11 protein-coding genes are annotated in these 14931 nt (G+C 73.2%); 5 read left to right on the forward strand and 6 right to left on the reverse strand.

The genetic code is table 11. The features are described from left to right. Positions 1–117: 117 nt before the first annotated feature. Both AB0O28_RS01335 and AB0O28_RS01340 read left to right on the forward strand, forming a co-directional pair. A complete protein-coding gene (locus AB0O28_RS01335; RefSeq protein ID WP_363635013.1) occupies positions 118–2361 on the forward strand; it encodes an MMPL family transporter in 2244 nt (747 codons plus the stop codon). A gap of 148 nt (positions 2362–2509) precedes the next feature. Continuing rightward, positions 2510–3739, forward strand: a complete 1230-nt coding sequence (locus AB0O28_RS01340; protein ID WP_363635015.1) for an MFS transporter — start codon at positions 2510–2512, stop codon at positions 3737–3739. Between the two features lie 23 nt (positions 3740–3762). On the opposite strand, the gene AB0O28_RS01345 is transcribed toward AB0O28_RS01340, so the two are convergent. From AB0O28_RS01345 to AB0O28_RS01360, 4 genes are all read right to left on the reverse strand, one after another. Beyond that, a complete protein-coding gene (locus AB0O28_RS01345) occupies positions 3763–4353 on the reverse strand; it encodes a GNAT family N-acetyltransferase (protein ID WP_363635017.1) in 591 nt (196 codons plus the stop codon). Then, positions 4350–4625 carry a DUF1778 domain-containing protein gene (locus AB0O28_RS01350; RefSeq protein ID WP_363635019.1) on the reverse strand — a complete coding sequence of 92 codons (276 nt, stop codon included), beginning with the start codon at positions 4623–4625 and terminating at the stop codon, positions 4350–4352. The genes AB0O28_RS01345 and AB0O28_RS01350 overlap by 4 nt, the downstream gene beginning before the upstream one ends. A 74-nt stretch (positions 4626–4699) precedes the next feature. Continuing rightward, positions 4700–5428 (reverse strand): MBL fold metallo-hydrolase, encoded by a 729-nt coding sequence (locus AB0O28_RS01355; protein ID WP_363635021.1) that lies wholly within the window; start codon positions 5426–5428, stop codon positions 4700–4702. Positions 5429–5471: 43 nt separating this feature from the next. Next, entirely contained in the window at positions 5472–5615 is a 144-nt protein-coding gene (locus AB0O28_RS01360) for a hypothetical protein (protein ID WP_363635023.1), read from the reverse strand. 192 nt (positions 5616–5807) lie between these two features. Between AB0O28_RS01360 and AB0O28_RS01365 the strand changes: the two genes are divergently transcribed. Further along, entirely contained in the window at positions 5808–6623 is an 816-nt protein-coding gene (locus AB0O28_RS01365) for a putative RNA methyltransferase (RefSeq protein WP_363635025.1), read from the forward strand. 6 nt (positions 6624–6629) lie between these two features. On the opposite strand, the gene AB0O28_RS01370 is transcribed toward AB0O28_RS01365, so the two are convergent. Then, positions 6630–9098: an ABC transporter permease gene (locus tag AB0O28_RS01370; protein ID WP_363635027.1), complete on the reverse strand. Its 2469-nt coding sequence runs from the start codon at positions 9096–9098 to the stop codon at positions 6630–6632. Next, positions 9092–9820 (reverse strand): ABC transporter ATP-binding protein, encoded by a 729-nt coding sequence (locus AB0O28_RS01375; protein WP_363635029.1) that lies wholly within the window; start codon positions 9818–9820, stop codon positions 9092–9094. The genes AB0O28_RS01370 and AB0O28_RS01375 overlap by 7 nt, the downstream gene beginning before the upstream one ends. Before the next feature lie 168 nt (positions 9821–9988). Between AB0O28_RS01375 and AB0O28_RS01380 the strand changes: the two genes are divergently transcribed. Further along, the gene (locus AB0O28_RS01380) at positions 9989–12730 is read left to right on the forward strand and encodes an AAA family ATPase (RefSeq protein ID WP_363635031.1); all 2742 of its coding nucleotides are present in this window, start codon (positions 9989–9991) and stop codon (positions 12728–12730) included. Between the two features lie 110 nt (positions 12731–12840). Beyond that, positions 12841–14631, forward strand: a complete 1791-nt coding sequence (locus AB0O28_RS01385; RefSeq protein ID WP_363635033.1) for a prolyl oligopeptidase family serine peptidase — start codon at positions 12841–12843, stop codon at positions 14629–14631. The last annotated feature ends 300 nt before the right edge of the window (positions 14632–14931 follow it).

The raw sequence follows: 14931 nt of genomic DNA on the forward strand, positions 1-14931 counted from the left end.
CTAGATCGCGGGGAGGAGACGTCCGTCCCGAGCAGTACGCGCGATCTGGTCTGCGCGCCCGATGTACCGCCCTTGATCGATTCCTACCGTGTGAGGCAGTCGGGAAAAGGGGAGGTCATGAGAGGCCGCAGGAACTTCGCCGCCGCCATCGGCGGCTGGAGCGCGCGCCACCGCTGGTGGGCGCTGCTCATCTGGATCGCGTTCGTCGCCGTCGCGACGGTCGCGGGCAACGCCGCCGGCACGGTGGAGATGCGCGGCTACGAATCCGCGACCGGCGACTCGCGCCAGGCCGAGCAGATCCTCGACGGCGCGGCGTTCAAGAACGTGGCCGGCGAGGTCGTGCTGGTCCAGACCCGCACGGGGACGACGACCGTGACCGACCCGGCCTTCCGCCGGGCGGTCGAGGACGTCAAGAAGGCCGTCGAGGCCACCGGTCAGGTCGAGCACGTACGCACGCCGTACGACAAGGAGCCCTCGCCGGTGACGCCGGACCGGCGCACGGCGCTGGTCCAGTTCGACATGAAGGGCGACGGCGCCACGGCGGAGGAGCGGATCCAGCCGGTGCTCGACGCGGTGGCCAGGGTGCAGGGGGCGCACCCGGACCTGCGCGTGGAGGAGGCCGGATCGGCCAGCGCGGGCAAGCTGATCGGCGAGGCCCTCGACAATGACTTCGTCCGGGCCGAGCAGCTCTCGCTGCCCATCACGCTCGGCATCCTGCTCGCCGCGTTCGGCGCGCTGCTGGCCGCGATCGTGCCCGTCGCGCTGGCGATGACGGCGATCTTCGCGGCCACCGGGCTGCTGGCGTTCACCAGCCACCTCCTGCACGTCGACTCCGCCACGACCAACGTGATGCTGCTCATCGGCCTCGCCGTCGGGGTGGACTACTCGCTCTTCTACATCATGCGCGAGCGGGAGGAGCGGGCGAAGGGCCGGAGCAAGAAGCGTGCGATCGAGATCGCGGCGGCCACCTCGGGACGCGCCGTGCTGATCTCCGGGATCACCGTCATCGTCGCCATGGCGGGCATGTTCCTCACCGGCGACGGCGTCTTCATGGGCTTCGCCGAGGGCACGATCCTCGTGGTGCTCACGGCCGTCGCCGGCTCGCTGACCGTGCTGCCCGCCCTCCTCTCGCTGATCGGCGACAAGATCGATGCCCGCGTGATCCACGGCACCGTACGGGCCCTCAGCGGCGGCCGAATCACCTGGCGGCGGATCCTCGGCGTGCGCGGCGGCCAGAGCCGGGTCTGGGGTGCGATCATGCGCCCGGTGCTGCGCCGCCCGCTCGTCTCCGTGCTCCTCGCCGGTGGTCTGCTGGTCGGCCTGGCGATCCCGGCCTTCCAGCTGAAGACGGGCACGCAGACCATCGACGACCTGCAGGGCGACTACCGGATCGCCGAGACGTTCAAGCGGATCGACAAGGCGTTCCCCGGCGGCAACGAGCCCGCGGTGGTCGTGGTCAAGGCGGCCGACGTGACGACGCCCGCGTTCACCGCCAGGATCGAGGACTTCCGGCGGCGGGCGCTGGCCACGGGCGAGACCAACGAGCCCTTCGCCGTCGCCGTCAACCCGGACAAGACGGTGGCCAGGATCAGCATCGGCATCAAGGGCACCGGCGTGGACGAGGTGTCCGAGCACGCGATCCGCACGCTGCGCGAGAAGGTCGTCCCGGCCACCCTCCCGGGCGCCCACGTCACCGGCAACACCGCGGACTCCATGGACTTCAACGCGCAACTGGCCCGCCGGATCCCGCTGGTGTTCGCGTTCGTGCTGCTACTCGCGTTCGTGCTGCTGCTGGCCTCGTTCCGGTCACTGGTGGTGGCGGTCAAGGCCATCCTGCTCAACCTGCTGTCGGTCGCCGCGGCGTACGGCGTGCTCGTGCTGGTCTTCCAGAAGGGGTACGGCGAGAGCCTGCTCGGCTTCCACTCGACCGGGACGATCACCAACTGGCTGCCGCTGTTCCTGTTCGTGATCCTGTTCGGGCTGTCGATGGACTACCACGTCTTCATCATCAGCCGGATAAGGGAGGCCTACGACCGGGGCATGAGCACCGAGGACGCCGTGACGTCCGGGATCAGGAGCACGGCGGCGGTGGTGACCAGCGCCGCGCTCATCATGGTGGCGGTGTTCGCGACGTTCGCCACGCTGTCGCTGCTGACGTTCATGCAGTTGGGCATCGGCCTCGCGGCGGCCGTGCTGATCGACGCGACGATCGTGCGCGCGGTGCTGCTGCCGGCCACGATGAAGCTGCTCGGCGACTGGAACTGGTACCTGCCACGCTGGCTGGACTGGCTGCCGCGGCTGTCGCACGGCGACGACGTGGCAGAGGAGACGCCGGAGGAGCGGGTCCCCGCCCTCGTCTGACACCGCGGCGGTGCGCCGGAACGGCGCCGGGTTCATGACCGGCGCCGCTCCGGCCCCTTTCCGCAATCTCCATCCGGCGCTGCTCCGGGGCAGGCGTGACGGACGTCACGTAAGGGGCAATAAGTACATAACGGTAAAATTTATCTACGTGGGTCATACGGGTGAGAACAGTCGCAAAGCCCTGATCTACTGGATCGCCGGTGTGCTCGCGTACATGGTCGCGGTCTTCCACCGGCAGTCGCTCGGCGTGACGGGGATCGACGCGGCTACGAGGTTCGGGATCGGGTCGGCGGCGCTGTCCACCCTGGCGATGCTGCAACTGCTCGTCTACGCGGCCATGCAGATTCCCGTCGGCGTCCTGGTCGACCGCCTGGGTTCGAAGCGCATGCTGCTCGTCGGCGCGGCGGTCATGGCCCTCGGCCAACTCCTGTTCGCCGTCGCCACCGGCCTCGCGGCGGCCGCCGCCGGGAGGGTGCTGGTCGGCTGCGGCGACGCCATGACGTTCATCAGCGTGATCCGGGTGGTCAACGTCTGGTTCCCGCCTCGCCGCAACCCGCTGATCGTGCAGCTCACCGGCATCCTCGGCCAGTTCGGCGCGGTCGTGTCGGCCGTGCCGCTGATCACCTCGCTGCACGCGTACGGCTGGACGCCGACCTTCCTGTGGGCGGGCGGCCTGGGGGTGGTGGCCCTGGCCGCCGTCGGCCTCTTCCTGCGCGACCGGCGGCCGGAACGCGCGCCCATTGCGCTCGGCGTGCGGGCGGCCTGGGCGGAGCCCGGCACCCGTCTCGGGATGTGGACCCACGCGGCCACCCAGTGCTCGTCCGCGGCCTTCACGATCCTGTGGGGCTATCCCTTCCTGGTGCAGGGCCAGGGCCTGTCCCCGCGTACGGCCGGCGTGCTGCTGACCACGCTCACGCTGCTCGCGATGGGCTGCGGGCCGCTGCTCGGCCACCTCGCCGGGCGCTTCCCGCTGCGCCGCTCGTGGATGGTGCTCGCGGTCATCGGCGCCACGGCCGGCGCGTGGACGCTCGTCCTCCTGTGGCCCGGCCCCGCGCCGCTCTGGACGCTCGGGCTGCTCGTGCTGGCCCTCGCCACGAACGGCCCGGGCTCGATGGTCGGCTTCGACTACGCCCGCACGTTCAACCCGGCCGAGCGCATCGGGGTCGCCACCGGCATCGTCAACGGGGGCGGCTTCGCCGCCTCGATGTCCCTGATCGCTCTGGTCGGGGTTGTCATGGACCTGCAGAACGACTTCCGCTGGGCGTTCGCCGTGCAGTATCCGATCTGGCTGCTCGGGGCCGTACAGGTGGTCCGCTACCGCGCCCGCGCCCGCCGCCGCGCCACAGTGCACCCCGCTCCCGTCCCGGCCCCCGCCTGACCGGGGACGACATCGGAGCAGGCTCATCGCCAGGTGTCGCGGCTGCTCTCCACGTCCACCGCATCCGTGAAACCCGGGATCGTGCCGATCACGCCGCCCAAAGCACTGCCCGGAAGGGCCCTCCGCAGGTCCTTCATCGGCAGGAGGAGGTGCAGAGGATCGCTCGGGCTCTGCTCGAACGCGGCGAGCCGCAGATAGAAGGCCCGCGCCGTCTCGCTCTCACAGTGGATGAGCATGGCCCGAACACCGATCTGGTCGGCCACCCGCGCCACTCGCCGGAAAGCGTCCACCACGAGTGCCCGTCCCAGGCCGATGCCCCGCGTGCCTCTGTCCACCCCCAGCCGGGCCAGGATGACCACGGGCTGATCGTGACGCCCGGCCCCTTTGAGCAGCCGTGCGGGAGCAGCAGCCGGACCGACGCTCCCGGCCGCGAGTGCGTAGTAACCCACAACCCTGCCGGCCTCGATGTCGCGCACGACGTAGACGCGACATCCTCCACTCGCATGCGCCTGCAGCGCATGGCGCGTCAGCCAATCGCTCTGGGCGGGGGAACCGCAGTCGAAGCCGTCGAGGTCGTCACCCCCGGTGACGGGGGACACCGCGGACAGCTTCACGGGTTCTCGTCCAGGATCGTCGGGGTCGTCATGAGCTCGGAGAGTCCCGGCACATCGCGAGACTCCCGTGACAGGGCCGCGTCAAAGGCCTGCCACTGCTCCTCGTCGAGCCGGAAAACCGTCCGGTCCGCCAGCAACTCACGGGCGGCCGTGGTCGCCGCGCCAAGGACGAACGAGGAGACGGTGTCCCCGGCGGCCTCGCTCGCGTTCTCCAGCAGCCGCTTGGTCTCCGCGTCCACGCGCAGGTTGATGCGTTCCTCTTTGGCACCCACGACCAGAGCGTACGTACGTTGTGCACCTATAGCCAAGAGCCGAACAAGAAGATGAGCGAAGAGCGACCGTCTGATTACTTCATGCGCACGAAGGGGTCGGGGAAGTGGGAGGGGGCGAGGACGGCGGCCCGGGCGAGGATGTCCTTACGCGTCCGTACGGCGAGATCCGGGTCCTCGTCGTGCACGTAGGGGATCGAGGGATCGGCGACCTGGACGGGGTGGAGCACGGCGTCGCCGCTCATCACCAGATCTCCCACCTCGACGCACTGGTGGCCGGGCGTGTGGCCGGGCGTGTGCAGCACCCGGACCCCGGGCACGAATTCCGCGTCGCCGTCGACGACGTCGAGCCGGTCCCGCAGGGGATCGAGGATCAGCTCGCGCACCGGGCCGGAGGCCCACTCGGTCTCCGCCCGCTGCACGACATAGCGGGCGTTGGGAAAGGCGGGAGCGCCGCCCGCGACCGCGCCGCCCGCGTGGTCGCTGTGCAGGTGGGTCAGCACGACGACGTCCACGTCGGCCGGGGCGGCCCCGGCGGCGGCCAGCTCTCCGCCGAGACGGCCGGGCAGGGGCGCCCAGGTCGCGGGCGCGTCCGCGCCGCCGATCCCGGTGTCCACCAGGACCGTGCGGCCCGCCGCCCGCAGCAGGTAGCAGTGGAAGTGCAGCACCCACTCCTCGCCCGGGGCGAACATCGCACCGGCGAACATCTCGGGCAGCGGCTTGCGGACCGGTTCCTTCATGGGACCCACGGCATCGCAGAGCGGGACGATCTCGACACCGGACACGATTCTCGGCTCATGCGGCATCGCATCACGATAGAAGAAGGCCCCACGGCAGAAGAAGCGCGGTTCAGCGGACGGCCAGGACGGGCGCGTAGTCGACGTCGAGATCGGCGGCGTAGACGGCGCGCTCACAGTGGGCGCAGCGGTAAAGGATCGGGCCCTCGTCGAGCTCCGTACGGCAGCGCGGGCAGCGGCGGCGGGTGCGGGTCATCTCGGATTCCCCCTTCGAAAGTTCCTTGCGTGTCAATGGAACCTCCGCCGGCTTGTCGAACTCCTGCAATCGACTTGCCGTCCGCCTCCTCGCTTCCCCGGGCCGTCCCGTGCCCGGCGTTCCGGACGCGATGCGAGGGGGCGGCCGCGCGGGCGCTCCCCGGTGCGGCCGCGCAGCCGGGATGATGGACGGGTGCTCGCCGACGTCATCCATCACCTCGTCTGCCCGGCCTGCGGGACTGCGGTCCACCTGGCGGGCGGGTCGGTCAGGTGCGCGCGCGGCCACTCCTTCGACGTGGCGCGGCAGGGATACGTGAACATGCTCACCCGCCCGGCCGGCACGGCCGACACGCCCGCGATGGTGGCCGCGCGGGCGCGCTTCCTGGAGGCGGGGCACTACGCGCCGCTGGCCGGCCGCCTCGCCCGGATCTGCGCGGGCGCCGCCGTGGTCGCCGACGCCGGGGCGGGCACCGGCCACTACCTGGCCGCCGCGCTCGGCGCCGACGCGGTGGGCATCGCGCTCGACGTGTCGAAGCACGCCCTGAAACGGGCCGCACGCGCGCATCCCCGCATCGGCGCCGTGGTGGCGGACGTGTGGCGGCCGCTCCCGGTGGCCGACGCTTGCGTGGACGTGCTGCTCAACGTCTTCGCACCGCGCAACGCGGAGGAGTTCGCCCGCGTGCTGCGCCCGGGCGGCACGCTGGTCGTCGTCACCCCCGCCCCCGGTCACCTGAGCCCGCTCGTCGAACGGCTCGGCCTGCTGAGCGTTGACGAGGACAAGGAACGCCGTCTGGAGGAGAGCCTGGGCGGCCGGTTCGCCCGCATCGGGGAGGAGACGGAGGAGATCGCGCTCACGCTCGGCCACGACGAGGTCGAGGCGGTGGTCGGCATGGGCCCGAGCGCCTGGCACACCCGCCCCGAGGAGCTGGCCGCGAAGATCGCCGCACTCCCCGACCCGGTGCCGGTGACCGCGTCCTTCCGCGTCACCCGCTGGGCCCTGCCCGCTTGACCGGGGTCACGAGCGCGGGATGGCCACGCCCCCGGTGCGGATGGTGCGGATCGCGGGGGCGACCGCCGCGCCCGCTCCCAGCAGGAAGCAGACCGCGATGACCGCGACGACCGGCTGCCACGGCACGGCGAAGGCGAAGGGCCCGGCCAGGCGCAGCAGGGCCGCCCCCAGCCCCAGCAGGCCGAGCGCCGTGGCCGCGAAGCCCAGCACCACTCCGACGGCCACCACCGCCAGCGCCTCCGCCACGACATACCGCAGCACCTGCGCCCGCGTCGCCCCCAGCAGCCGCAGGCCGCCCCGCTCCGCCGCCCGGTCGGAGGCCGCCATCAGCAGCGTGTTGACCAGCGCGATCACGGTGTAGCAGAGCATGATCCCCAGCACGGCCAGCAGGCCGAACCGGCTCGCCGAGGCCTGCCGGTCGCCGGACTCCCGTTCCCACTCGGCCCTGCTCACCGCGCGGGCGTTGTGGCCGCGTACGGCCTGCTCGATGGCGGCCCGTACGGCCGGGGCCGCGACCCCGGGGCGCGGCGTCACGTACGCGACGGAGGGCAGGGCGGAGAACGCGTGGGCGGGCGTGACATAGGCGTCGGCCGGCGAGTCGTCGCCGAGCACGCCGGTCACCGTCAGCGTGACCGGGCTGCCGTCGGCGCGCCACATGCGCACTCGCTGCCCCAGACTCAGCTCCCAGGTCCGCGACACGACGATGGTGTCGTCGCGCAGCCCGGCCGTCGATCCGGCGACCAGCGGGACCGACAGCGCCGTGGACAGCGTGCCCGGATCGACGGCCTGGACGGGCCTGCGGATGAGCTGGGTGTCGCCTTCGAGGGTGTACACGCTGGTCTCGGTCTCGGTGGCCACGTCGGCGCCGGGGACGGCCCGCAGCCGCTCGACGAGCTGCCGGTCGAGTCCGGCGTCCCCGTCGGGAAGCACCAGGTAGCCGGCGCGCACCGGCCGGGTCTGCAGCGCCGACTTGGCGGCGTCGCTCATCGCGGCCCCGCCCAGCAGTGAGGCCGCGAGCGCCACGGTGACCAGGACCGGCGCGGCCGTGGCGGCGGTGCGCCTGGCCGAGGCCGCCGTCCCGCCCGCGACCACGACGCCGCCGGCGCCGGGCAGCCGCTCCAGCGGCGCGACGAGCAGCCGGGTGACGGGCCGCACGAAGACCGGCGCGAGCAGGCCGAGCGCGGCGATGAGCAGCATGACGATCGGCATGAAGGTCTTGTTGTTCGTGGCCGACCCCGGGTCGCCGATCGCCTTCACCGCCATGCTGACCACCGCCGTGCCCAGCAGGCCCAGCCCGGCGATCCACCGGGCCGGCGTCATCGCACGGGGTTCCACCGCCGCCTCGCGCAGCGCCTCGGCGGGCCGCACCCGGCCGGCCCGCCGTGCGGCCACGGTCACGCCCGTCAGCGCGACCAGCACACCGGTGCCGAAGGCCACCCAGGCCGGTACGGACGACTCCGACGGCGTCAGCCACTCGGGCGCCATCCCGAGCGCGGCCAGCCGGTCGAGGATCGGCCGGGTGGTCAACGGGCCGAGGAACGCGCCCACCCCGGAGGCGGCCACCGCGACGAGGGCGGCCTCGCCGTACATCATCCGCCTGACCTGTCCCGCGGTCGCGCCGCTGGTCCGCAGCAGGGCGAACTCGCGCCGCCGCTGCCCCACCGCGAACGCGAACGTGGACGACACCACGAAGATCGCGATGAAGGCGGCGAACCCGGCGGCGATGCCGGCGATCGTGTTGACGTTGTTGCGCGCCCGCTCGTCGGCCTCGCGGAACGGGTCGGCCAGCGCCCGGTCCTGCCCGGTCAGCACCCGCGCCGTCCCCGCCACCGCCGTCCGCACCTCGGCGGCGGGCCGCCACAGCGCGAGCGCGTCCACCCGCGGCGACAGCCGGGCGGCGTGCGCGTCACCGAAGAACACGGTCGGTTGCGGCCCCGCCTCCGTGACGCCCACCACCCGGTACGTCGTGATTCCGGTCGCGGTGACCACCGGCACGCGCCGCCCGACCAGCGCCCGCGCCGCGGTGGGCCCCCGCCGTCCGGGCTGCGTCCCCGCGCCGATCGCGATCTCTCCGTCCCCCGAGGGGGCGCGGCCCGCGACGAGCGGCTGCGGCGCCGTACGGGCGGCCGACCAGGGCCTGCCCACCGCCGGCGGCCCGCCGGAGAGCCGTGCGGGGAAGACCCGGTCCACCACCGCGCCGGGGAAGCGGGCGACGAGGTCGTCGCCGAGGCCGCGCGGCTCGGCCAGCGGCGCGCTGCTGCCGCCCCGCCAGGTGTCCACGGTGAGCCGGTCGCCGGGCACGACCACGACGGGTGCGGCGGCGTACCGCTGCGGGCCCCGTGGCGGTGACGTGATCCCGGAGGCCAGCACCTGACCGAGCGCCGCGATCAGCGCGGCGCCCAGCGCCAGCGCGGCGAACGTGCCCGCGAAGGAGATCCAGCGCGTACGCAGCGTGGACCAGGCGATCCTCAGCACGACGCCTCCAGCTGCAGCATCCGGGTGGCGACCAGTTCGGCGGTGGGCTCGTACAGCTCGCCGTACACGCGGCCGTCGGTCAGGAACACGACCCGGTCGGCGTACGAGGCCGCCACCGGGTCGTGGGTGACCATGACGATGGTCTGGGCCTGCCGGTCCACCAGAGTGCGCAGCAGGCGCAGCACGTCACGGCTGGTGTTGGCGTCAAGAGCGCCGGTCGGCTCGTCGGCGAAGAGCACGGCGGGGCGGGTGACCAGCGCCCGCGCGATGGACACCCGCTGCTGCTGCCCGCCCGACATCTCGGCGGGCCGGTGCCCGGCGCGCTCGGCCAGGCCCACCGCGGCCAGGCTCTGCCGCACCAGCTCCCGGTCGGGGCGCCGCCCGGCGAGCCGCAGCGGCAGGCCCACGTTCTGTTCGGCGGTGAGCGAGGGCAGCAGGTTGAACGACTGGAACACGAAGCCGATCCGGTCCCTGCGCAGCAGCGTCAGCTTCCGGTCCCCGAGGGTCGCCAGGTCGCGGCCGTCCACGACCACCCGGCCCGCGCTGGGCCGGTCCAGCCCGGCCGCGCACTGCAGCAGCGTCGACTTGCCCGACCCCGAGGGCCCCATCACGGCGGTGAACGTGCCGGCGCCGAAGCCGATCGTGACGTCGTCCAGCGCCGTGACGCCGTGTGCGTGGTGTTTGGTGACCGCGGTGAGATCGACCGCCTGGGTGGTGTTCACCCTGAGAACGCTAGGAACACGGACGTCCGAGGGGTATCGGACACATGACCGGTGCCGTCATCGGATGCACCACCGCGCGATGATCAGGAGCACCGGGGTGCCCCGCGGATCGTGCCGCCGCGACCGCAGGAGGCGGAAGATCGGACGGATACGACCTAGGATGCCGGGGTGCTGTGGGGGCGTGCGACCGATCAAGCGGTGATCGACGGCTTACTCGATCGGGCGCGCGCGGGACGCTCCGGCGTGATCGTGGTCCGGGGCGAGCCGGGCATCGGCAAGACGTCGCTGCTGGCGTACGCCGCGGAACGTGCCCGGGACATGGGCGGCATGCGCGTGCTGCGCGGCGTCGGCGTCGAGACCGAGGCGGAGATCCCGTTCGCCTCGCTGCATCTGCTGCTCGGGCACACGCTCGACCGGCTGGACGCGCTGCCCGCGCCCCAGGCGGCCGCCCTGCGCGGCGCCTTCGGCCTGGCTCCGGTGACCGACCACCGACTGCTGGTGGGCCTGGCCGTGCTGTCGCTGCTGGCCGAGCTGGCCGAGGGCGGGCCGCTGCTGTGCCTGGTCGACGACGCGCAATGGCTCGACCAGGAGTCGGCGCAGGCGCTGCGGTTCGCGGCCCACCGGCTGCACGCCGAGGGCATCGTCATGGTCTTCGCCGCGCGTGACGGTTTCGACCCCTCCGGCCTGCCCGAGCACCGCCTGCCGGGCATCGACGCCGACAGCGCCGCCGCGCTGCTCGCCCACGCGGCCCCCGGGCTCGCCCCCGGCACCCGCGACCGCCTCATCGGGGAGAGCTGCGGCAACCCGCTCGCCCTGCTCGAACTCCCACGTACGGACCTGCCCGCCTACGACCGCAGTCCGCTGCCGCTGCCCGCCCGCATCCAGCAGGCGTACGCGCTCCGCATCGCCGAGCTGCCTCCCGACGCCCAGAAGGCGCTGCTGGTCACCGCGCTGACCGACGGCGGCGACCTGGACGTCGTCGTACGGGCGGGCGGGGAGCTGGGGATCGCGCCCGCCGCCCTGGGCCTGGCCGAGCGGGCCGGTCTGGTCAGGATCGACGGCAGGCGGGTGACCTTCACCCACCCGCTCATGCGCGCGGCGGCCTTCCGGCACGGCACCTACGACCTGCGGCTGGATATCCACACGATCCTGGCGAGGCTGCTGGAGCATCAGCCGGACCGGCGGGCCTGGCACCTGGCCGCAGCCGCCACCGGCCCCGACGAGACGGCGGCACTGGCACTGGAGCAGGCCGCGCGGCGCGCCAGGGACCGCCACGGCGACGCCGGGGCCTGCGCCGCGCTCGAGCGGGCCGCCGAGCTGACCGAGGACCGCGCGCTCAAGGCGGGGCGGCTGACCGCGGCCGCCGTCGCCGCCGCCGACGCGGGCCAGTCCGGCCGGGCCAAGCAGCTCATCGAGCGCGCCGCCGCGCTGGTCACCGATCCCCGTTCCCGGGCCCGGCTCCGCGAGCTGCGCGCCCGCATCGCCTTCGACGAGGGCGCTCCGTACGTGGCCCACGATCTGCTGCTGCGGGGCGCGGAGGAGCTGGCCGCGCTCGCGGCCGCGGACGCGGCGGACTCCGACGGGCAGGCGCGGCAGGACCGCGTCGCGGCCGGGCTCATGCTGACCGACGCCGCACGCAACGGCTGGCAGCTCGGCGACCCGGAGAGGGTCGCCGAGGCGGCCGCGCGCCTGCACGCGCTCGGCCTCCGTCCGGAGGACGGCCTCGATCCCGCCGTCCAGGCCGTGACCGGCGCGGCCGTGCTGCTGCGGCAGGGACCGGAGCGGGGGCTGCCCATCATGCGCGACATGGTCGCCAGCGGCGGCCGGATCACCTCCGGGGCGCACACGTTCCGGATCAACGCGGCCTTCGTCGCCCCGCTCGTCGGCGACTTCCGCACCGGGCACGACATCTCGGCCGCCATGGCAGCGGAGTGCCGGGCCGCCGGCGACATGGGCAAACTCCCCCTGGTCCACGTGACGCTCGCCGCCGCCGAGCTGTATCTCGGCAGGTTCAGGGACGCCGAGGCCACCGCGGCCGAGGGCCTGCGGCTCATCTCCGACACCGGGCAGCGCAACCGGGCGGGCTATCTGGAGGGCACGCTGGCCTGGCTGGCGGCCGTGCGGGGCGAGGCGGACCGGTGCGCCGAGCTGGCCGCCCGTTCGCGTGACCGCTTCGACGCCAACCACATCGTCAACGGCCTGGCCTGGGCCGAGTGGGCGCTGGCCCTGCTCGACCTCGGCCAGGGCCGGTTCGCCGAGGCCCTGGACCGGCTCGACGCCGCCGTGTCCGGCCCGGTACGCCACCAGATCCAGGCCGTCTACTTCGCCCCCGACCAGATCGAGGCGGCCGTACGGCTCGGGGTGCCCGCGAAGGAGCCGCTGCGCCGGTTCGAGGAGTGGGCGACGGCCTCGGGGCAGGACTGGGCGCTGGCCGTTCTGCACCGCTGCCGGGCGCAGCTCGAGACCGGCTGGGAGCAGGCGCACGAGCACTTCCGGACCGCCGTACGGCTGCACGCCGGCAGCGGCCGCCCCTGGGAGGCGGCCCGCACCGCGCTCGCCTTCGGAGAGCGCCTGCGCAGGGAGCGCGACAAGGGCAGCGCCCGGCCGCACCTGCGGGCCGCGTGGGAGACCTTCGAACGGCTGGGCGCCCGCCCGTGGGCCGAGCGCGCCCGCACGGAGCTGCGCGCCACCGGAGACACCAGCTCCCCGACGGCGCGTGGGGAAGCGCTGTCGGCCCTGTCCCCGCAGGAGCTCCAGATCGTACGGCTGGCCGCGAAGGGCCTGACCAACCGGGAGATCGGCGCGCAGCTGTTCCTGAGCCCGAAGACCGTCAGCTATCACCTCTACCGGGCGTTCCCCAAGCTGAACGTGGCCAGCCGCGCCCAGCTCGCCGGCCTTGACCTGTCCTGAGCCGCGCGCTCGGACTGCCTAATGAGACAACATCTCCCATTTGTCGGTCATTGTCGCCCGTTGCGGGACATACTGAACTCGACCCCGTAGGAACGCAGGGGAGGGCCCGCATGAAGGCCGAGGAACGCTGGCAGGCCAGATTCCGGGCACCGCGAGTGACCCTGCCCACCTGGGCACGCCACGCGCCGCACCGCGCCGTCTACCGCGGCAACGCCTCCGGGGCATGGGAGATCTACGCCTGGGACCGGTCGAGCGGGCGGACCCGCCAGGTCACCGACCGCCCCCACGGCACACGGTACGGCGCGATCGACCCGACCGGCCGGTGGATCTGGTGGTTCGGCGACACCGCCGGCGACGGGTACGGCGTCTGGTCGCGCCAGCCGTTCCACGGAGGCCCCGACGAGCCCCTGGCCGTGCCGCCCGGCCACCCCTGCGGGCTCGCGCTCGCCTCGGACGGCACCGCGGCCGTCGGCCGCTCCTCGCGGGACGGCTTCGAGATCCTGCTGGCCAGGCCCGGAGAAGAGCCGGTCACGCTGTATCGCCACGACGAGTACGCCGCCGTCGCGGACATGTCCCTCGACGGCTCGCTCATCGCCGTCAACCACAGCGAGCACGGTGACGTCCTGCACCCGGCCGTACGGGTCGTCAGGGCGAACGGCTCCACGGTCGCCGAGCTGAACGACGGACAGGGCAGGGGCGTGACCGGCGGCAGGTTCGCCCCCGTCCCCGGCGACCGGCGCCTGCTCGTCCTGCACGAGCGCCGGGGCCGCCGCGAACCGCTCGTGTGGGACCCGGTGACCGGCGAGCAGCGGGAGATCTGGCTGCGGGTGCGCGGCGACATCTCGGCGGACTGGTACGACGACGGCCGGGCCCTGCTCATCGTCCACCGCCAGCGGGGACGCACGGAACTGCTGCGCTACGACCTCGCCGGAGGCGGCCTCACCCCGATAGAGAGCCCGCACGGGGTGATCGAGGCGGCCGCGCCGCGCCCCGACGGCACCGTCGAGTACGCCTGGTCGAGCGCGTCCCACCCGCCGGTCGTCAAGTCGAGCAGCGGCCACGTGGTCCTCAGCCCGGGGCGCACGCCGCCGCCGTCCGTGCCGCTGGAGGACATCGACGTGGAGGGCCCTGGCGGGCGCATCCACGCCCTCGTCTCCCGGCCCGAGCGAGTGGCCGCGCCGTATCCGACGGTGTTCCTCCTGCGCGGTCACGGGGGGCGGCTCGCGGAGTTCGGCGGCGGTCCGGGCGGCCAGGACGACGACTCCTTCAAGCCGCGGGTCGCGGCGTGGGTGGACAGCGGCTTCGCGGTGATCCAGGTCAACCACCGGGGATCGGCGGGGTACGGCTCGGCCTGGCGCGACGCCCTGCGCGGCGACATCGGTCACATCGAGCTGGCCGACGTGGCGGCGGTGCGCGACTGGGCGGTGGAGCGGGGCATCGCCGACCCGGACCGCCTCGTGCTCGCCGGCACGGCGTGGGGCGGCTACCTGACCCTGCTGGCGCTCGGCACCCAGCCGAAGGCCTGGGCGGCGGGGATCGCGGCCGTTCCCATCGCCGACCACGCCGCGGCGTACGAGGAGGAGGCCGAGTGCCTGCGCGCGGCGCACCGGGCGCTGCTGGGCGGCTCCCCGGCCGAGGTGCCCGAGCGGTACGCCGCGTCCTCCCCGATCACGTACGCCGGCATGGTGGAGGCGCCACTGCTGGTCATCACGGGGGACGAGGACCCCCGCTGCCCGGGACGGCATGTGGACGGCTACGTGCGGGCACTGACGGACCGCGGCAGGGACGTCTCGGTCTACCGGTACGCCGCGGGCCCCGGCGCGCCGACCGTGGAGGAGCGAATCCGGCAGATGACCGCGTCCATCGACTTCGCGGTCCGATCCCTGCAGGCCCGCGGCTGATTTGTGCAGGCAATTTTATCCAGGCCATTATGTGAACGCCGGTTTGCACAGGACGATTTACACAGGACGATTTGCACAGGACGACCGGAACCGACGACTGTGTACAGCCCTTTTCTTTTCGCCGAATCTCCATTCACCGGGATGATTTCCACCGTGGACACACGGGGCCGTTTATGTACCCCGCAGATATCATCGGCCGGCACAGACATAATCACCCGTCATGAATTGCGGCACGATTGCCTCTTCTCCTCTTTGTCTGACTTTGCGATACTCCAGGGGATCAGCTTCTCCGTCGGCCGA

It is taken from the genome of Microbispora sp. NPDC088329, assembly GCF_040685655.1.
Taxonomy (GTDB): Bacteria; Actinomycetota; Actinomycetes; order Streptosporangiales; family Streptosporangiaceae; genus Microbispora.

Bases quoted from the DNA above. Each gene is read 5' to 3' on its own strand.
- AB0O28_RS01335 (WP_363635013.1), top strand. From the start codon at position 118: ATGAGAGGCCGCAGGAACTTCGCCGCCGCCATCGGCGGCTGGAGCGCG.
- AB0O28_RS01355 (WP_363635021.1), bottom strand. From the start codon at position 5,428: ATGCCGCATGAGCCGAGAATCGTGTCCGGTGTCGAGATCGTCCCGCTC.
- AB0O28_RS01360 (WP_363635023.1), bottom strand. From the start codon at position 5,615: ATGACCCGCACCCGCCGCCGCTGCCCGCGCTGCCGTACGGAGCTCGAC.
- AB0O28_RS01385 (WP_363635033.1), top strand. From the start codon at position 12,841: ATGAAGGCCGAGGAACGCTGGCAGGCCAGATTCCGGGCACCGCGAGTG.